Source organism: Limnobacter sp. UBA7229, from assembly GCF_002473065.1.
GTDB classification, from domain to species: domain Bacteria; phylum Pseudomonadota; class Gammaproteobacteria; order Burkholderiales; family Burkholderiaceae_B; genus Limnobacter; species Limnobacter profundi.
This window is the reverse complement of record NZ_DKTN01000013.1, coordinates 38,616-57,127: the sequence shown is the minus strand read 5'-3', so window position 1 is coordinate 57,127 and position 18,512 is coordinate 38,616. Positions and strand designations below refer to the sequence as shown.

Genomic DNA, 18,512 nt, shown 5'->3' with positions numbered 1-18,512 from the left:
AATACTGAGTTTGGCAGCCGACTACAAAGGTTGTCGGTCTTTTTTGGGTTTTGAATGACACTGACTGTACCCTTGGTGCTGACCTTTTCAGCATCAGATCCCACTGCTGGCGCGGGTTTGCAAGCCGATGCCTTGACTGTTTCCGCACTTGGCGCACATCCCCTGACCATTCTGACCGGGCTGACAGCCCAGAACACGGCGGGAGTGGCGCGCTTCGAGGCGTGTACCCCCGACTGGATTGATGATCAACTCACTGCCTTGCTGGACGATGGCATTTCGCCCAGTGCCATTAAAACCGGGGTGTTGGGCAGCACGGCGGCTGTGGCAGCGGTGCTGAAAGCAAAAAGCCTGTGGCCTTCGGTGCCGTTGGTAGTAGACCCCGTGCGGGCCTCCGGCCGGGGCGATGCCTTTGGCGGGCAGGCCTTGTTCGACAGTTACAGAAACCAGCTATTCCCGCTGGTTGATTTGATCACCCCCAATTGGCCCGAGGCACAGGCATTTACCGGCGCACAAAGCGTAGACGAGGCGGGCGAACGCTTGTTGCAAATGGGGTGCAAGGCGGTGTTGTTGAAAGGCGAACATCTGGATTCTGGCGATGTTGTGAACCGTTTGTATGTGCCTGGCAAAAAAGTTGTTGAATTTCCTTGTGAACGCCTGCTAGGTCAATATCATGGCTCGGGCTGTACCTTGGCCAGTGCCTGTGCCGTTGGGCTTGGTCAGGGTTTGAGCGTTCAAGAGGCTGTAGAGCTGGCACTGGAATACACTTGGCAAGCCCTCAGTTGTGGTTTTGTGGTGGGCAAAGGCCAGTTGATTCCCGATCGCATGCACTTGATGCAACATTTGGAAGACGATGGCGATGATGGTGATGAAAACCAGATTGAATAATCAATTGAGCAAGCAACTCATCAAGGGCGTCTACGCCATTACACCCGAGCGTTCGGCGGTATGGACTCCTGACGCTATTGTGGATTGTGTGGCTGCCGCCTTGGATGGCGGTGTGCGCTTGTTTCAGTGCAGGCAAAAGAATTGGGATCAAGCCGAGTTGATTGATTTTGCCGGGCAGCTTGATGCCCTGTGCGAGAAGTACGATGCGGCGCTGATTTTGAATGACGTGCCCTCGGTGGAGTTTTCAAAATTCGAGGGGGGCGCCGTGGCTGGCGTGCATTTGGGTAGAACCGATGAGTCCATTGCGCAGGCCCGAAGCAGGCTTGGCAGCGGATGGCTGGTGGGTGCTTCTTGTTACAATCAGTTTGAATTGGCCGAACAAGCCGTGCGCGATGGCGCCAGTTATGTGGCCTTTGGTGCAATGTACCCCAGCAGTACCAAACCCAATGCTGTGCGCGCTGAGCTTGAATTGTTTGCCCGGGCCGGCAATTTGTGTGTACCCACGGTAGCGATTGGCGGAATTACGATTGAGCGCGTGCCTGAATTGATGAAAGCAGGTGCAAACGCAGTGGCAGTGGTCAATGGTTTGTTTGGAACGGAACCCGATGCTGAGCAGGTTTGCTGTGCGGCGCAGCAGTGGGTGGATGCAGTGAATGGATGCAGTCAAGTTAATTAAGCGGAGTCCTGAGAATGAGTAGTCAAGAAGTGAGCCAGAACGAAGTGCTGTTTGAGCGCGCACAAAAAACAATTCCCGGTGGTGTGAATTCGCCCGTTCGGGCATTTCGTTCTGTGGGCGGTACACCGCGTTTTTTCAAGCGTGCAAATGGCCCCTATGTGTGGGACGCGGATGACAAGCGCTACATCGACTACATTGGTTCGTGGGGCCCAGCCGTGTTGGGCCACGCACACCCTGAAGTGATCAAGGCTGTACAGGAAGCCGCAGTAGGTGGATTGAGCTTTGGTGCGCCTACCGAAGGCGAAATCGTGATGGCAGAAACATTGTGCGAAATGTTGCCTTCACTGGAACAGGTTCGCTTGGTGAGTTCCGGTACCGAAGCGACCATGAGTGCGATTCGTCTTGCCCGGGGCTTCACCGGCCGTGACACCATTGTAAAATTCGAAGGCTGTTACCACGGCCATGCGGATAGCTTGCTGGTGAAAGCGGGTTCCGGTTTGCTAACCTTCGGCAACCCAACTTCGGCCGGTGTGCCCGAGGACTTTGCCAAGCACACCCGTGTGCTGGACTACAACAATGTGGAGCAACTGCACGAGTTGTTCAAAGCCAGTGGCAGCAGCATTGCCTGTGTAATCGTAGAGCCTGTTGCCGGCAACATGAACCTCATCAAACCCACCCGCGAGTTTTTGAATACCTTGCGCGAGTTGTGCACCCAGCATGGTGCGGTGTTGATTTTCGATGAAGTGATGACCGGTTTCCGTGTAGGCCCCCAGGGTGTGCAAGGCGTGTATGGCATTACGCCCGACTTAACCACCCTTGGAAAAATCATCGGCGGGGGCATGCCCATGGGCGCTTTTGGTGGTCGTAAAGACATTATGGCGTGCATTGCTCCCCTTGGCCCGGTGTACCAGGCTGGCACATTGAGTGGCAACCCGGTGGCTGTGGCGGCAGGCTTGACCACGATGTGTTTGTTGAAGCAAGAAGGTTTTTACGAGAAGCTGGAAACCCAAACCCGCAAGTTGGTGGAAGCCTTTAACCAGGTTGCTTATGCCCACGGTGAAACCTTTTGTGCAGACAGCATTGGTGGCATGTTCGGTATTTATTTCAGCGAGAAAGTGCCCAGCAGTTTTGCCGAGGTAAGTGCATCAAACCGCGACCGCTTCAACAAGTTTTTCCATGCCATGCTGGATGCGGGTGTGTACCTTGCACCTTCGGCTTACGAGGCTGGGTTTGTATCTGTAACGCACGACGATGCCGTGATTGAAGCCACCAAGGTGGCGATTGACAAGGCGTTTGCTGCGATTAAATAAAGCTTTGTTTTGAAGATAAAAAAAACCGCCTGAGTTATAAACAAAGGCGGTTTTTTCAATTCACGTACAGCGGTTTAACAGACCAACAGGTACACCATGTAAAGTTGCAGGCCCAACTGCGCAAGGAAGAACGTGGCGCGCAAGAACACCTGAATGAATGAAGTGCCGCTGATGTGCACCACACTTTGTGCAATACGTGCGTACAGCACAAAAGCGGCAATGCCGTTGATGGCTTCAACTTCTCCCATCAGGCCCGCCATGGCCACAACGCCCGCGAATACCGGAAAGTTTTCCAGGCAGTTCAGGTGCGCCGATTTTGCACGTTGCAAGAACATCGGGTCGGTGGATTCTTTACCGCGCTCCCATGCATCAATTCGCTTCTGGCCCAACAGGGCTTGAGGCACGCGTGGTGAAACATAAATCAAGGCCAGAATCATGACCCAGCCTGCATAAAGTAATACGGTGGTGTAAGCGTTCACTGTTTTGTCTCCTTCTTGTATGGGGTTGTGTGATGCAAATTCACCGGTGATTATGGGTGAAGGCACCTGCACTGACCATCATAAGTTCGGACAAAATCAGTCTTCTTTGGCTTTCTTGACCACCGCATACCTTTCCAGCGTTTTCTTCCGGGCCACATCGTGTTCAACCACGGGCCTGGGGTATGTTTCACCCAGAACCACCCCAGCCATTTGCAACTCGAAGGGAGGGCATTCGGTGGGGTTATGAATGTATTTGTTGGACAGTTTGGTCAGCTCGGGGCAGTACTTGCGTATGAATTTGCCGTCTGCATCGAACTTCTCGGACTGGCTGTAGGGGTTGAAAATACGGAAGTAGGGTTGTGCATCGCACCCACTGCTGGCAGCCCATTGCCAGCCACCGTTGTTGGCTGACAGGTCAAAGTCGTTCAGGTGTTCGGCAAAGTATTTTTCACCCCAGCGCCAGTCAATGCCAAGGTCTTTGGTCAAAAAACTGGCTGTGACCATGCGCAGGCGGTTGTGTTGAAAGCCGGTCTGGTTCAACTGTCGCTGTGCGGCGTCCACCAAGGGGTAGCCGGTTTTGCCTTCGCACCAGGCTTTGAAAAGCTTTTTTGCTTTTTCATCGTCGTCCCATCGGATTTGGTCGTACTCCGGTTTGAAGGCTTTCTCGGCCGCATCGGGGCGGTGGTAAATAATTTGAAAGTAAAAGTCTCGCCAGATCAGTTCGTTTAACCAACCCATGGCACCCTCGCTGCCATCGAATTTAAAACGGTCATAGGCAGCTTTGGCCAACCTGCGAATGGAGATGGTGCCGAAGCGGTTGTGCACACTCAGGTAGCTCACGCCTTTGATGGCTGGGAAGTCGCGCGCCACTTTGTACTTGTCCATGCGGTTGAGAAAGTCCTCAAACGCATCCAGTGCGCCTTCCTCGCCAGGCTTGATCATCTCCAGCAAATTGGTACGTTTAAAGCCCATGTCTTCCAGGTTTGGTGCGGGCAAATCGGAATCTTTGGCCAGAGAGGCCATTCTGGATTCGCTGGGGTAGGGCGTTAGATGGAACTCGTCCAGTTTTTTCAGGCAGGCATTTTTAAACGGCGTGAAGACGCTGAAAAATTTGCCAGCTTGGGTCAATACCTCATCCTCTTCAAAAATGGCCTGGTCTTTGAAGCGCAACAATTCAATACCCTTGCTTTGAAGGGCTTTCCCCACAGTGATGTCCCGGTGAATCGCTGCGGGTTCATAGTCTTTGTTGGTGAACACGGCCTGTATGCCCAGTTTCGTCGCCAATTCCGGGATTGCCGTTTCGGCGTGGTCGTGTACCAAGTGCAAATCGCCACCAAAGCCTTGAAGCTTTGTTTTCAGCGCCATGCAGCTTTCCCAGATGAACTCCACACGGCGATCGGCTTTGTTGGCCAGGGCATCCAGAATGGTTTTGTCAAACACGAACACGCAATGTACTTGCTGGCAATGTTTCAGGGCATAAAACAGGGCGGCATTGTCATGGGTTCGAAGGTCGCGCCGAAACCACATCAAGCCTTTGGTGTACTGGCCCGGTTGGGGTTGGGTCGACAATGGGTGGTTTTCAAGAAGTGAAGCAGGCATGGGAACAACTTAAATTTGGGTTGATCTGTGCGCTTAAAGGCGGGTAGAGGAACGCCTACCCGCTTTTGCACAGTTAAAAGGCATTACAATTTTGGCATGAGCGAGACCGAAATTTCCACACCCACTGAATTTAGCTTGTCCGGTCAGTTGCTGATCGCCATGCCGAACATGCTTGACCCCAGTTTTGCAGGGTCCGTGGTGTATTTGTGCGAACATTCCGGCAAGGGTGCCATGGGTTTGGTGATTAACCGGCCCACCGACTTGGCCATTGAAAGTTTGCTGGAAAAAATCAACGTGGAAGTGGAGGGCTACATGCCAGCCCACTTCCCGGTGATGATGGGTGGGCCAGTGGCGTCAGAGCGTGGTTTTGTTTTGCACACCGAGCCTTTGAACTGGAATTCATCGCTGAAAGTGAACGATGAAATTTCCTTGACCACTTCCCGAGACATTCTTGAAGCCGTGGCCCGTGGCGAAGCGCCAGGCAAATGGTTGATCACCTTGGGTTATGCCGGCTGGGGCGAGGGGCAGCTTGAAGAAGAGCTTGCTCAAAACGCTTGGCTCACCGTGCCCGCCAATCACGAAATATTGTTCGACACGCCCCTGGAAGAACGCTTTGCAAGCGCCTACGCCATGCTGGGTATCGACCCCGCCCTGATGAGCGGTGCTGCGGGGCATGCTTAATCAATGACCAAGCCCGTGCATTCGCCCAAACCGACACAATACCTGGCGTTTGATTTTGGTTTGAAGCGAATTGGCGTTGCGTTTGGTAATTCCCTGACCAAAACTGCCAGTGGTGTGTCCGTGGTTGAAGCGCAAAATGATGAGCAGCGGTTCGACAAAATTGAAAAGCTGATTAAAGAGTGGCAGCCCGAAGGCCTGGTGGTTGGGGTGCCTCGGCAGGCGGATGGCGCCGACAATGAATTGACCGCACGTTGTGAGCGTTTCGCCCGTCAATTGGAGGGGCGTTTTTCCCTGCCATGTGCCCGGGTTGATGAGCGCTACACCAGTGCAATCATGGAAAGCTGTATGGGAGGCAAGGCCGCCTGCGAGAACAAAGGCCGAGTCGACATGGGCAGTGCCTGCCTGATTCTGGAACAATTTTTTCTGGAGGGACGATGAGCCTGCCAAACCCCGAAGCCCTGTACGCCCGCCTGCGTGATCAAATTGAAAAAGCCTTTCCCGACCGTTCTGAACTGGGACTGATTGGGGTGCACAGCGGAGGCGCCTGGATTGCCGAGCGCCTGCATGCAGATTTGGGTTTTGCCCTGCCATGCGGATTCCTTGACAGCGCGTTTTATCGCGACGATTTTTCTGAGCGTGGCCTGAAAGAGGCACCCAAACCCGCCGAGGTGCCTTTTGATGTACAAGGTCGCACCATATTGTTGGTTGATGATGTGTTGTACACAGGGCGAACCACGCGGGCGATTGTGAACCATTTGTTCGACTTTGGTAGGCCTGCAAAAATTGAGTTGGCCGTGTTGCTGGATCGTGGTGGCCGTGAATTGCCGATTGATGCGCAGTATGTGGGCAAGCACCTGCCCTTGAAACCGAATGAAGCGTTTGTATTGACCCAAGATGAGCAAGGTGCTTTCCGCCTGGAGCTGGAGGTAAAACCAAATTGAATAACCCTCAACTGAATGCCGCAGGTGAGTTGATTCACCTGCTGAGTATTGAAGGGCTGCCCAAGGCGATGATCCATCGCATTCTGGACACGGCAGAATCGTTTTTGTCAGTGACTGATCGCGATGTGAAGCAAGTGCCTTTGTTGCGCGGCAAGTCGGTGTTCAATGTATTTTTCGAGAACTCCACCCGCACTCGCACCACATTCGAGATTGCAGCCAAGCGCTTGTCGGCCGATGTGGTGAACTTGAATATTGGGTCTTCGTCGACCAGCAAGGGTGAGTCGCTGATCGACACCATCGACAATCTGGCTGCCATGTCGGCCGACATGTTTGTCATGCGCCATTCTGAAAGTGGTGCGCCCACCTTCATGGCCCAGCATTTGAACCGCACCAGCGGTGGCACCATTCATGTGATCAACGCGGGCGATGGGCGGCATGCCCACCCAACACAAGCACTGCTCGACATGTATACCATTCGCCACTACAAGCAAGACTTCACCAAGCTGCGTGTGGCCATTGTGGGCGATATTTTGCACAGCCGTGTTGCGCGTTCCGACATCCATGCTCTTACAACTTTGGGTTGCCCCGAGGTGCGTGCAGTGGGCCCAAGCACTTTGTTGCCCAGCCACCTGGATAACATGGGGGTGCGTGTTTACCACGACCTCGTAGAAGGCATCAAGGATTGCGATGTGATCATCATGCTGCGTTTGCAGAAAGAGCGCATGACCGGTGCCCTGATTCCGTCGGCTCAAGAATATTTCAAGCACTTTGGGTTGACTGAAGAAAAGCTGCGCCATGCCAAACCCGATGCCATCGTGATGCACCCCGGCCCCATGAACCGTGGTGTAGAAATTGATTCGGCAGTGGCCGATGGCCCGCAAAGCGTGATTTTGAATCAGGTGACATTCGGAATTGCCGTGCGCATGGCGGTGATGAGTATTCTGGCGTCGTCCAGTAAAAGCGCTTGACGTGAATTTGCCCATAAAGGAAAAACAATGCGAGTGTTGATTTCTGGCGGACATGTGATAGACCCCAGCATCGGTGCCGATGCAATCATGGATGTGGCTGTGGCCGCTGGTCGCGTGGTGGCGGTAGCGCCCAAGGGCGAAATGCCAGCTGACTTTGCACCCAGCAAAACAATTGACGCCTCCGGCCTTTGGGTGTTGCCCGGCCTGGTGGATTTGTCGGCGCGCCTGCGCGAACCAGGCTATGAATACCGCGCCACCCTTGAAAGTGAAATGGAAGCAGCCATGGCTGGCGGTATTACCTCGCTGGTATGCCCACCCGACACAGAACCCGTGCTGGACGAGCCCGGCTTGATTGAAATGCTGAAGTTCAAGGCACGCCAGTTGAACCTGGCCAAGGTGTACCCGCTGGGCGCCCTGACCACGGGTTTGAATGGCGAAACGCTGACTGAAATGGCCGAACTGACCGAGGCAGGTTGTGTGGGCTTTAGCCAGGCTGAATCGCCCATTCGCGATTTGCGTGTGTTGCTGCAAGCCATGAAGTATGCCCGTAACTTCGGTTTCACCGTGTTTTTGCGGCCCACCGAGCCCAACTTCAGCAAGGGAGGCGTGGCCCATGCCGGTGCTTATGCTTCACGCATGGGTTTGAGCGGCATTCCGGTGATGGCCGAAACCATTGCCCTGCAGGCATATTTTGAGCTGGTACGCACAACCGGCACGCGCATGCACATTTGCCGCATCAGTTCGGCCAAGGGCATTGAACTGGTTCGGCAAGCCAAAGCCGAAGGTTTGCCCGTGACTTGCGATGTGGCAATTCACCATGTGCATTTGACTGACCTGGACATTGGTTTTTTCGACCCCAACGCCCACCTGATCCCACCCTTGCGCGAGCAGCGCGACCGCGACGCCATTCGCGCCGGTTTGCTGGATGGCACCATTGATGCGATTTGCTCCGACCACACGCCCGTGGATGATGATGCCAAGTTGTTGCCTTTTGCAGAAAGCGAGGCGGGCGCAACCGGACTGGAATTGCTGCTGACCTTGGCGGTGAAGTGGATGCGTGAGCAGAACGTGCCCCCCGCACGAATTGTTGAATTGTTGTGTGGCAACCCCGCCGACATAATCAAGGTTCAAGCGGGCAGTTTGCGCACTGGCATGCCGGCCGACCTGTGCCTGTTCAACCCGGAAGTAGATTGGGTGGTGGGCGAGGCCAGTTTGATCAGTCAGGGCAAGCACACACCGTTCAATGGTTTCCCCATGCAGGGCAAAGTGCAGCTGACCATGGTGAATGGCAACGTGGGCTACAGCAGCCTTGAAAAAAGCAAAATGAAAGTGCTGGTGGCCTAAAGGCCCCCGAGTACAAGGACTTCAAGGCATGCGTAAAGTGTTCATGTTGCTTCGTCTGGTTATTCACCTGCTGTACGGTTTTGTGGTGGCTTTGGTGTTTTGGCCGATATTGGGCAAGGCCCTGAAAGAGGCAATCGAGAAGCGATGGGCCCGCCAATTGCTGGGTATTCTGAATGTGCAGGTGAAGGTGGTGTATGAATCGCCTGAATCGAATTACGCCATTCACAAACCGTGTTTGCTTTACAGCACGCACGTTTCCTGGCTGGATATTTTTGCATTCAACAGCATTCACCCGGTTACTTTTATCGCCAAATCAGAAATATCCCAATGGCCCATTGGTGGTTTGCTGGCCAAGCGCAGCGGTACGCTTTTTATTGAGCGTGGCAAGCGGCATGCTGTTCGCGATGTGATTCACGCTGCCGTCAAGGTATTGGGTACCGGGCGTTGCGTGGCTGTATTCCCGGAGGGTACAACCGGGCCTGGAGATGCACCTTTGCATTTTCACAGCAATTTTGTACAACCCGCGATACAGGCCAAGGTGCCTTTGTTGCCAGTCAGCTTGCAGTACTTCACCCCCGATGGAAAGTTTTCTGCGCAGCCTGCCTTCATCGGTGAACAAACCTTGCTAGAGAACATTCAGGTGTTGTTAAACAGTAAAACCGGGTATGTGGTCCAGCTGTATATTCACGCGCCGATCAACCCAGAGGGGCGCACACGGCATGAACTCAGCGATGAAGCGCATGAAAAAATACGCGCGCTGTGTAGCAATACCAGCGCGGCTGTTTGAATTCAGGCAATGGTAGGCAGGGGTGGCTCGACTGCGTCTACCTGGATAATGGCCTCGTCTTCCAGGCGAAGTGCAGTCAGTTGACCGCCCCACACGCAACCTGTGTCCAGGCAATATCCAGCCTTGTTTTTCAGCTGGCCCAGTGTGGACCAATGCCCGAACAAGATTGGGCCTTCTCCTGAAAATTCTCGCGCAAGTTCAAACCAGGGTTTCAGTTCTGGGGGTGCGTCGGCTGGCTCCAGTTTGTATTTGAAGTCGATTTTGCCGTCGTCGCGCACCATGCGCATGCGGGTAAATACATTCACAATCAAACGCAGGCGATCAAATCCCTCGAGCGTTGGGTCCCAGCGATTGGGCTTGTTGCCGTACAGTTCGGCCATGAAGGTTTGCCAGTCCGGGCCAGACAACACATGCTGTACTTCTTCGGACAATGCCAACGCATCCTCAAAACTCCATTCCGGCAACAGGCCTGCATGGGTCAGCAATCCGTTATCCAAGGTATTTTGTGTTGGTGGCAAGCGCAGGGCCAAGGGCTGGCTTCGCAGCCAGTTCACCAATGCTTCGCCATCGGGTGCATTCACCACTTCAGCAATGGTGTCGCTTTCATGGCTGCGGCCACTGTTGCACCACAGGGCCAGCAAGTGCAGGTCATGGTTGCCCAGCACGGTGTGGGCCCTTTCGCCAAGGCTTTGTACGAATCGCAGTGTGTCCAGCGAGCGGGGCCCGCGGTTGACCAGGTCGCCTGCGAACCAAAGCACGTCAACCTCGGAGTTGAACCGAACCTTGTCCAAGAGCTTGAGCAAAGAATCGTGACAACCTTGAACGTCGCCAATCACATAGTTGGCCATAATGAAAACAAACCAAAACAACGAAAGTAGTATTATGCCTTGAGTCCAAGTATTCAACGCATTCAGTAAGACAAGGCCTTTGCGTTTCCTTTTTCCTATTTTGACTATTTCAGGTATTCAACCATGAGCATCTCCTCCTCTATTTTCAAAGCCTATGACATTCGCGGCATCGTGGACGACACCTTGACCGAAGACGCTGCCTATTGCGTGGGGCGTGCTTTGGGGCATTTGGCATTGAGCCGCGGCAAAAACGAGGCGGTGGTAGGGCGCGATGGGCGGTTGAGCGGCCCACGCCTGTGTGGCGCACTGGCCGATGGTTTTCGGGATGCGGGTGTGAATGTGGTGGATGTGGGCATGGTGGCAACCCCACTGGTTTATTTTGCAACCTTCTTGCTGGGCAATGGTACGGGTGTGCAGGTGACCGGCAGCCACAACCCACCACAATACAACGGCCTGAAAATGATGGTGGCAGGTGAAACCTTGTATGGCGATACCATTCAGGGACTGTTGACATGGATTCAAACCGAGAAGCCTGTGCGTGGCGTGGTGGCTGGCGTACAACGCGGCGGCTACCGTGAACTGAATGTGTGGCCTGATTATTTGAGCAATATTCTGGGGCACATCAAACTGGCACGCCCCATGAAAATTGCCGTGGATTGTGGCAATGGTGTGGCCGGTGCATTTGCAAAAACACTGTATGAAGCTTTGGGCTGTGAGGTGACTGAACTGTTCTGTGAAGTGGACGGCAATTTCCCCAATCACCATCCTGACCCTGCACACCCGGAGAACCTGCAAGACCTGATTGCTTGCGTGAAAAACGGCGATGCTGAAATTGGTTTGGCCTTTGACGGCGATGGCGACCGCCTGGGCGTTGTGACCAAAGACGGTGAAATTATTTACCCCGACCGCCAGCTTATTTTGTTTGCCCGTGATGTGATTGCCCGCAACCCCGGTGCCATGGTGATTTACGACGTGAAGTGCACACGCCATGTGGCCAAAGCCGTGAAGGCGGCCGGTGGCGAGCCTTTGATGTGGAAAACAGGCCATTCCCTGATCAAGGCCAAGTTGAAGGAAACCGGTGCCCCACTGGCAGGCGAGATGAGCGGCCATGTGTTTTTCAAGGAACGCTGGTTTGGCTTTGACGATGGTTTGTACGCGGGCGTGCGTTTGCTGGAGATTTTGTCCCGCGGCAGCGACCCCAGTGCTGAACTGAATGCTTTGCCCAATTCATCGAGCACTCCCGAATTGCAGTTGCAAACTGCTGAAGGTGTGAACTTTGACATTGTGAAACGCTTGCAGGCCGAGGGTAAGTTTCCAAGTTCGGAATCGGTAAACACCATTGACGGCGTGCGGGCGGAGTATGCCGATGGTTTCGGGCTGGCGCGCCCATCCAACACAACACCCGTGGTGGTGATGCGTTTTGAAGCGGACAGTGATGCTGCGCTGGCTCGCATTCAAGGCGAATTCAAGGCTGCCATTTTGGCGGTGGCTCCCGATGTGAAGTTGCCGTTCTAAATGACCCACACAACAGACCTTGAGATTATTGAAGCCACCCGCCGCTGGGTAGAGCAGGTGGTGGTGGCCTTTAATTTGTGCCCATTTGCCAAGCGCGAGTTGGTGAAAGACCGTGTGCGTTTTGTGGTGAGTAAGGCCAAGGATGAGGCCACGCTGCTGGACGAACTTGCCCACGAGCTGGCCTTGTTGAATGTGGACGAAGCCGTGGAAACAACACTTTTGATTCACCCGCAAGTGCTGCAGGATTTTTACCACTACAACGATTTTCTGGAAGCGGCCGATGAGTTACTGGTTGACATGAACCTGGAGGGCGTTTACCAGGTGGCCAGTTTTCATCCGGATTACCAGTTTGGCGGCACCGAGCCTGACGATGTTGAAAATTATACCAACCGTTCGCCTTACCCCATGTTGCACCTGCTGCGCGAAGACAGCTTAAGCGAGGCCATCGACAATTATCCCGAGGTGGATTTGATCCCCGAGCGCAACATTGATTGCATGAATGAACAGGGTCTTGAGAAAATGCAGACGCTGTTGAATGCGTGTTTGAAGGGCGCTGGCGGGAAATAAACAACAGGGTGTTAAAAATAAAACAACACCGTGCGCGAATTGGGTGTTTTGCTCTAATTGAGCGCTTGGATTGCAAGCGTTTACCGGAAAGCAAAGCAGCGATTATATTTCGCGGTTTTTTGAGGTTTTACTCTAGTCAAAAACCTTGGATGTAACTTTGGAGTTTCGAGGAAAGCCTCGAAAAATGGGCTTGCAGGCAATTACGACTGCTTGCAAACTGTGGGTTCACATCCCTCCTCTTTTGCTTCTGAGGTTTGCCCGGTTAACCATATCGGGCATTTTTTTTGCCCTTTTTCTGGGCACACTTTCTCAATTCAAGTAGCATTGCGCCTGTAACAAACAAGCGAAATTGCCGTGGCCACTTACACCGTCAAAGAGATGTTTTATACCCTGCAAGGCGAAGGTGCCCAAGCGGGTCGAGCGGCTGTGTTTTGCCGTTTTGCCGGGTGCAATTTGTGGACAGGTCGCGAAGAAGACAGGGCCACAGCCGTGTGCAAATTTTGCGACACTGATTTCGTAGGTACCGACGGCGTGGGTGGTGGAAAGTTCAAGGACGCTGTTGCCCTGGCCCAGGCCATTGCAGACACGTATCAAGGTGGCCTTGGCACCGCAAAGCCTTATGTGGTGTTCACCGGTGGCGAGCCCACCTTGCAACTCGATTCTGCGCTGATTGACGCTGTACATGCGCAAGGGTTTGAAATTGCAATTGAAACCAATGGCACCCTGCCTGTACCAGAGGGCGTGGACTGGATTTGTGTCAGCCCCAAGTTCGGCAGTGAGCTGGTACAAACCAACGGCCATGAATTAAAGGTTGTAGTGCCACAGTTAGGGCAGGATTTGAATGCCTTGGGTCGATTGCAGTTTGAGCACTATTTTGTGCAAGCCATGGACGACTCCGACCCTGTCAAGAAATCCAGAAATTTGCAGGTGGCCATACAAACCTGCCTGAACAAACCTCAGTGGCGTTTGAGTGTACAAACCCACAAAGTCATTGGAATGCCATGAAAGTTTTCAAACAATTTACCTTCGATGTGGCACACCAGCTGCCTGACTGGCCGGGTTTGCACGGCCACAGCTACACCGCCGAGGTGTGGTTTGAAGGCCCTGCCATTGATGGCTATGTGGTGCCTGAAAGTCTTTTGACCCAACATGTGGGTGCGGTACACAAGCGGCTTGATCATTCATATTTGAACGAGTTGATTGAGCTGCCCACATCAGAAAACATTGCCCGCTGGATTTGGGATCAGCTGCGCCCGGTGGGGCCCTTGATCAAAGTGAAGGTATTTCGCGGGTCGATCGGGTTTGGGGTTGAGTTTGATCTTGAGGATGCGAAGGCGGAAGGCAGAGCGTGAGGCTGCGGTTTCTGGCCAACTCAGCGTGGGTTATTTGTGTTGCACTGGATTGGTGACTTGGGAGCCAAACTTCAAGGGATACTGCTGCTGTTTGTTTCCCACTTGGCTGGTGACTTGGGAGCTAAACTTGAAGGGTCACCGCTGCCCGAAAACTTGGCACTTCGGCTTGTCGGCTTGAGCCTGCACTAAGCCAAGCCCTCCAAAAGTAACGGTCGGGTCTTGGCTTTCGCGCCAGGGCGCGATCGTTAGTCTCGGCGCACCAAGCCGGCAAGTTTTCTGACTGGTCATCGTGCGACCCATTGCAAGTTCAGCTCCCAGCACTCCCGTGCAGCGCCTCGCCACCTCCGAGCGACTCACGGCGGTGTTCAATGGTCAATCGGCACTGGCGAATCTCCCTAACCACGCAACTCACGGCTGATTTCATCGCCCAATCGGCGGCGGTGTTTCGATCGCCTCGCCTTCAAGAAAACCTGCCCTTGCGTGCCGAGCAGGGCCGGTGTTGCCCAGCATGGGCGACAGAGAACGGACCCGACCCGCAGTTTGGGAGGGTCGTTCTCAGGCATCGCAAGGCTCAGCAAGGGAGAAACAGGTTTTCTGGCGAGAGATCGGAACCCAAGCCGATCGGACGATAAAAAAGCGCCGAGAGACCGGAACCCAAGCTGTCACGCCAGAATTTTCTTTGCCTTGTCGCTTGTAATTTGCTGGGCCCATACAAACTGGCGTGAATCGTCCGCCGTCATCGGTCGAGCCAGGCCAAAACCTTGCAGCTCAAGCACACCCGACTCAATCAGGAAGTCACGTTGCTCGGCGGTTTCAACGCCTTCGGCCACCACACCCAAACCCAGTGCCTGTGCCATGGCCAACACGGTACGCGACAAAATCACACTGTCTGCCTTGTTGGGCAGGTTGCTGACAAAGGATCGATCCAGCTTGATGGACTGAACCGGCATGCGATGCAGGGTTGCCAGCGATGAATAACCTGTGCCGAAGTCGTCAATCGACAAGGAAACGCCCAATTCATGCAAGCGGTTCAGGTCATGCAATACGGTTTCCTGATTCTGCATCAACACGGTTTCAGTCAGTTCAAGTTCCAGCAACTTTGCTGGCAGGCCTGTTAGTTTCAGCACCTTTTCGACAGTCCCGCATAGTTTGCCATCCAGCAGCTGAATTCCAGATACATTCACCGAAACGCTAATGGGATTCTTCAGTTTCTTGTTGGTGTCTTTCAGCCATTTGCAGGCTTTGCGCATCACCTGTTCACCCATCGGAATGATCAAACCGGTTTCCTCGGCAATCGGAATGAACTGGGCAGGTGGAATCAATTCGCCTGTGCGGGAACGCATGCGTGCCAGCGCTTCAACTGAACAAATAGACCCATTGGCGTTAAAGCGTGGCTGGTAATGCAATTCGATTCGATCGTGCAAAATTGCATCGTGTAAATCGTTCTCAAGATCCACTTTGGTCTGCAGGGTTGCGCTCATGTTGGCGTGGAATACGCGCACCGTATTTTTGCCGGCTTGTTTGGCTTGGTACATCGCAATGTCGGCATGTTTCAGCAGGCCTTCCACATCGGTGGCGTCGGTGGGAAACAGGGCCACGCCGACCGAGGCACCCACATAAATTTTCTTTTCACCCAACTCAAACGGTTTTTTGCTGACTGCGTCCACGACCTTTCGGCCCACATTGAATGCGGTGTCTTGGTCGGCAATGTAGGGCAGGGTGATTACAAATTCGTCGCCCGACAAACGGGCAACAATGTCTGAACTGCGCACTACGCTGCGCAAACGTTTGGACACGGCAATCAGCAAGTCGTCGCCGCGGTCATGCCCCAGCGTGTCATTCACCGCCTTAAAGCCATCCAGGTCGATAAATAGCAGGCCCAGTTTGAAATCCTGAACCTGGTCATTGCCAAGCAATTCTTGCAAAGTTTGCGACAGGGCCAAACGGTTGGGCAAACCCGTAAGCGGATCATGCGTGGCCTGATGCCGCATTTTGCTTTCATTGCGCTTGATGGAGCTGATGTCAGTGAAGAAAATCGAAATCAGTTCATCGCTTGGGTAGGCTTTCACTTGGTACCACATTTCGTTGGCCGGGTCTTGCCACTGAAATGTCTCTGGCTGCATGCTGCCTTTGGCCTGGTTCACGTATTTGAACAAGGGTGTTTTCTTCAGGTGGGGTGCACGTTCCCACACCATGCGGCCCAACAACAGCGGTGCAGTTTTACCCAGAAGTTCTGCGCCTTTTTCATTCAGGTAGTTCACATAGCCATTCATGTCGATGGCAAAGAATGCATCGTCCATCGATTCAAGAATGTTGTTGATTCGCTCTTCACTTTTCAACAATGCTTCTTCAAGGTGAATATTGCTTGAGCGCCCAATCAGCAAGATGTCTGCGCCGATGCAGGCAGCCGTCCAGTCGAAGTACACCACATCATTGAAGGTGTTGCGCAGGCGGAAGGAGCCGTCCGTAGAACCCGTTTGATATTTCACTTGATCGAGCAGTCGCTTGAATTGACCCACATCCGTGCGAAACACCAGGTTGGCCGCATCAAGGTTTTCCAGTTGTTCGCTGCTTTGTCCTAAAAACTCTTCCAGCGAAGGGCTTAGTTTTTTGATTCGTCCTTTGTCGTCAACGTTCAACAACACACTGGTGGGAATTTTCTTGTCGGTGCTGTCCGGGGTTTCTGGGCGTTGTTCAGGTGTATTAACCGCAGGTACCTGTGGTGACAACTGGGTGCGCTTTACCTCTTGTTCCTGAAGCACACCAAATTCGCCGTGCGCCAGCATTTGCAAACTCAGCCATTGTGCATTGACTTTGACATGGCCTGTCCAACCCTGTTGCCGGAGCAATGCATTGGACAATGCCCGGTAAATGGCCATGCCGTAGCGATTCACGATGAGTTCACTACCCGATTTGAATCCCAGTTCTTGGCGGAACAGTTTGCTGGCGGCGATCAGGCTTAATTCGTCTGTGACATGGCCCAGCAGGGCGTAACGTGTGGTTCCGCTGTCCAGTAGTTCGTTGATCAGCGGGTCGTCAAGAACATTGCTCAGGCTCATACATCAAACCTCGAGAGCCGTTTTTCCATTTCGCGCATCATTTCATCTGAGCGCAAAATGGTTTGTACCGTGCTGGCCAAGGTGCGGAATGCGCTTTCCGTGCGCGCTTGCATGCCTTCCATGGCACCCAGCACTTCCCAACCCTGACGTTGATTGCCGTGGCCATTTTCCACCCACTGGTGCGTGGCACGATCAATGGATACCAACTGGTTTTCAATGGCACTCAAGCCACTTTTCAGCACATCCATTCTGGCCATGAATCCGTTGGTGCGTTCGTTCAGGTTGTCCAGTGTGCTCAGTGTGGTTTGTAGTTGTTGTGCTGCAGCGGGTGAAAACTCCTTCTGGAATTCTTTGTGCAGGGCCTGCATTTGCTGGCTGGAATCAAAGGCCTGTTTGCCGATGCGTTGCAATTGTTCCAGGGATTGATTCAGTTCATTGAGCAGATCAAAGCTGTCTTCGGTCGCTTTTTTGGACAACTCGGCTGTGCTTTGTCCCATGCGGGTTTGGTTACCCAGGCTTTGAACAAAGTCGCGCAGCTTTTTGGAAGCCTGTGAGCTCTCTTCCATTTGTTGTGTATTACCCGCACCCAGTTCTTTGGCAATTTGCGACAATTCGCGAATATCGGCGCGAAGCATTTTGAATGCAGCCACTACAAACGCCATGTTGTCTGCGTAGTCGTTGAATACTTGCCCCATGGGCGACATGCGGCCTTGTTCATCGGTTTGAGCACGCACACGCAGGTTGATGCCTTTTTCCTTGTCCAGATAAGCCAGCAGTTTGGTGCCTTCTTCTGCGGCCAGGGCATGTTGCCGAAGGGTTTGAGCAATCACCGACAGCAGCAATACTGCAATGGACACGTAAAAGCCGTGTAGCGCCACGGCAGGCATACCCGAGAATGGACCACGGAAGATATAGCATTCGAAACCTGCTTGCTGGAGCATGTCGAACACAATGTGATGAATCACGATCAACAAGCCCATGCTGAGCAGGGGGCGGGTGTCCCGATAAGCCAGCATCACTGGCAACAAGATGAAAAAGCTGAAGTGGTATTCCAGTAGTCCGCGTGCAATGTGGACATGCAAGGCACCCATGCCAACCAGCAGTGCTGCGTTGATGTGCATGGTCAGTGGCTGCCCGGCATGCCAGCGGGTAATCGCCAGGCTGCCCAGGAAAAGCGGGATACCCCAGCCCAGCGCTTGGGCTATGTTGTTGTAGGCCAGACCTTCGAGGGTGGCAAACACCAGGCAGGCGAAGCTGACTACCACGCACAGCCAGTCCGCATTGATCCGGATTGAAGTGAGGTCAGTGGCGTTGGGAGCTACGCCAGACAGCCTGCTTAAAAATGTAAAGAATCCGTGGGGGGGAAGCTGCACCGGGGCGTTGGAAGCTTGCTGGTTCAGGGCCGAGTGCTGGGCATGCATGGTGAATTCTCGAATGTAACTTTGTCCAAATGTTAAATTCGAGAATACCGGAAGTCATTTGTAATCAATCACCTGAATAG

At 53.5% G+C, this 18,512-nt stretch carries 18 protein-coding genes; 13 read left to right on the top strand and 5 right to left on the bottom strand.

Features of this window, described 5'->3' with window-relative positions:
* Window positions 1-54: 54 nt before the first annotated feature.
* The 3 genes from thiD to hemL are packed head-to-tail and all read left to right on the top strand — an operon-like array spanning window position 55 to window position 2,871.
* Window positions 55-885 (top strand): bifunctional hydroxymethylpyrimidine kinase/phosphomethylpyrimidine kinase, encoded by an 831-nt coding sequence (thiD, locus tag B4C79_RS07065; protein WP_291740019.1) that lies wholly within the window; start codon window positions 55-57, stop codon window positions 883-885.
* On the top strand, window positions 866-1,561 hold the full coding sequence (thiE, locus tag B4C79_RS07060) for a thiamine phosphate synthase (RefSeq protein ID WP_291751373.1): 696 nt from the start codon (window positions 866-868) through the stop codon (window positions 1,559-1,561). The genes thiD and thiE overlap by 20 nt, the downstream gene beginning before the upstream one ends.
* 14 nt (window positions 1,562-1,575) lie before the next feature.
* Entirely contained in the window at window positions 1,576-2,871 is a 1,296-nt protein-coding gene (gene hemL / locus B4C79_RS07055) for a glutamate-1-semialdehyde 2,1-aminomutase (protein WP_291740023.1), read from the top strand.
* A gap of 74 nt (window positions 2,872-2,945) precedes the next feature.
* Here hemL and B4C79_RS07050 read toward each other — a convergent pair whose 3' ends face one another.
* Both B4C79_RS07050 and B4C79_RS07045 read right to left on the bottom strand, forming a co-directional pair.
* On the bottom strand, window positions 2,946-3,350 hold the full coding sequence (locus tag B4C79_RS07050; protein WP_291740024.1) for an MAPEG family protein: 405 nt from the start codon (window positions 3,348-3,350) through the stop codon (window positions 2,946-2,948).
* 96 nt (window positions 3,351-3,446) lie between these two features.
* Window positions 3,447-4,949: a cryptochrome/photolyase family protein gene (locus B4C79_RS07045; RefSeq protein ID WP_291740026.1), complete on the bottom strand. Its 1,503-nt coding sequence runs from the start codon at window positions 4,947-4,949 to the stop codon at window positions 3,447-3,449.
* Window positions 4,950-5,045: 96 nt separating this feature from the next.
* Between B4C79_RS07045 and B4C79_RS07040 the strand changes: the two genes are divergently transcribed.
* The 6 genes from B4C79_RS07040 to B4C79_RS07015 are packed head-to-tail and all read left to right on the top strand — an operon-like array spanning window position 5,046 to window position 9,670.
* A complete protein-coding gene (locus B4C79_RS07040; protein WP_291740028.1) occupies window positions 5,046-5,630 on the top strand; it encodes a YqgE/AlgH family protein in 585 nt (194 codons plus the stop codon).
* Window positions 5,631-5,633: 3 nt separating this feature from the next.
* Entirely contained in the window at window positions 5,634-6,068 is a 435-nt protein-coding gene (gene ruvX, locus B4C79_RS07035) for a Holliday junction resolvase RuvX (protein ID WP_291751370.1), read from the top strand.
* On the top strand, window positions 6,065-6,571 hold the full coding sequence (gene pyrR / locus B4C79_RS07030; RefSeq protein ID WP_291741002.1) for a bifunctional pyr operon transcriptional regulator/uracil phosphoribosyltransferase PyrR: 507 nt from the start codon (window positions 6,065-6,067) through the stop codon (window positions 6,569-6,571). Before ruvX ends, pyrR begins: the two co-directional genes overlap by 4 nt.
* On the top strand, window positions 6,568-7,539 hold the full coding sequence (locus B4C79_RS07025; RefSeq protein ID WP_291741004.1) for an aspartate carbamoyltransferase catalytic subunit: 972 nt from the start codon (window positions 6,568-6,570) through the stop codon (window positions 7,537-7,539). Before pyrR ends, B4C79_RS07025 begins: the two co-directional genes overlap by 4 nt.
* Before the next feature lie 27 nt (window positions 7,540-7,566).
* Window positions 7,567-8,883, top strand: coding sequence for a dihydroorotase (locus B4C79_RS07020; RefSeq protein WP_291741006.1), 1,317 nt, complete (start codon window positions 7,567-7,569; stop codon window positions 8,881-8,883).
* Window positions 8,884-8,911: 28 nt separating this feature from the next.
* The gene (locus tag B4C79_RS07015; protein WP_291741007.1) at window positions 8,912-9,670 is read left to right on the top strand and encodes a lysophospholipid acyltransferase family protein; all 759 of its coding nucleotides are present in this window, start codon (window positions 8,912-8,914) and stop codon (window positions 9,668-9,670) included.
* 2 nt (window positions 9,671-9,672) lie between these two features.
* On the opposite strand, the gene B4C79_RS07010 is transcribed toward B4C79_RS07015, so the two are convergent.
* A complete protein-coding gene (locus B4C79_RS07010) occupies window positions 9,673-10,518 on the bottom strand; it encodes a symmetrical bis(5'-nucleosyl)-tetraphosphatase (protein WP_291741009.1) in 846 nt (281 codons plus the stop codon).
* Window positions 10,519-10,641: 123 nt separating this feature from the next.
* On the opposite strand from B4C79_RS07010, the gene B4C79_RS07005 reads away from it, so the two are divergent.
* The 4 genes from B4C79_RS07005 to B4C79_RS06990 all read left to right on the top strand — a co-directional run bounded on the left by B4C79_RS07005 (window position 10,642) and on the right by B4C79_RS06990 (window position 13,952).
* Complete coding sequence (locus B4C79_RS07005) at window positions 10,642-12,033, top strand: phosphomannomutase/phosphoglucomutase (RefSeq protein WP_291741011.1); 1,392 nt, start codon at window positions 10,642-10,644, stop codon at window positions 12,031-12,033.
* On the top strand, window positions 12,034-12,600 hold the full coding sequence (locus B4C79_RS07000) for a DUF1415 domain-containing protein (RefSeq protein WP_171097677.1): 567 nt from the start codon (window positions 12,034-12,036) through the stop codon (window positions 12,598-12,600).
* 354 nt (window positions 12,601-12,954) lie between these two features.
* On the top strand, window positions 12,955-13,605 hold the full coding sequence (queE, locus tag B4C79_RS06995; protein WP_291741014.1) for a 7-carboxy-7-deazaguanine synthase: 651 nt from the start codon (window positions 12,955-12,957) through the stop codon (window positions 13,603-13,605).
* Complete coding sequence (locus tag B4C79_RS06990; RefSeq protein WP_171097682.1) at window positions 13,602-13,952, top strand: 6-pyruvoyl trahydropterin synthase family protein; 351 nt, start codon at window positions 13,602-13,604, stop codon at window positions 13,950-13,952. The genes queE and B4C79_RS06990 overlap by 4 nt, the downstream gene beginning before the upstream one ends.
* A gap of 662 nt (window positions 13,953-14,614) precedes the next feature.
* Here the strand turns inward: B4C79_RS06990 and B4C79_RS06985 are convergent.
* Both B4C79_RS06985 and B4C79_RS06980 read right to left on the bottom strand, forming a co-directional pair.
* On the bottom strand, window positions 14,615-17,011 hold the full coding sequence (locus tag B4C79_RS06985) for a bifunctional diguanylate cyclase/phosphodiesterase (protein ID WP_291739177.1): 2,397 nt from the start codon (window positions 17,009-17,011) through the stop codon (window positions 14,615-14,617).
* Window positions 17,008-18,432, bottom strand: a complete 1,425-nt coding sequence (locus B4C79_RS06980) for a hypothetical protein (RefSeq protein WP_291739178.1) — start codon at window positions 18,430-18,432, stop codon at window positions 17,008-17,010. The genes B4C79_RS06985 and B4C79_RS06980 overlap by 4 nt, the downstream gene beginning before the upstream one ends.
* Window positions 18,433-18,512 lie beyond the last annotated feature (80 nt).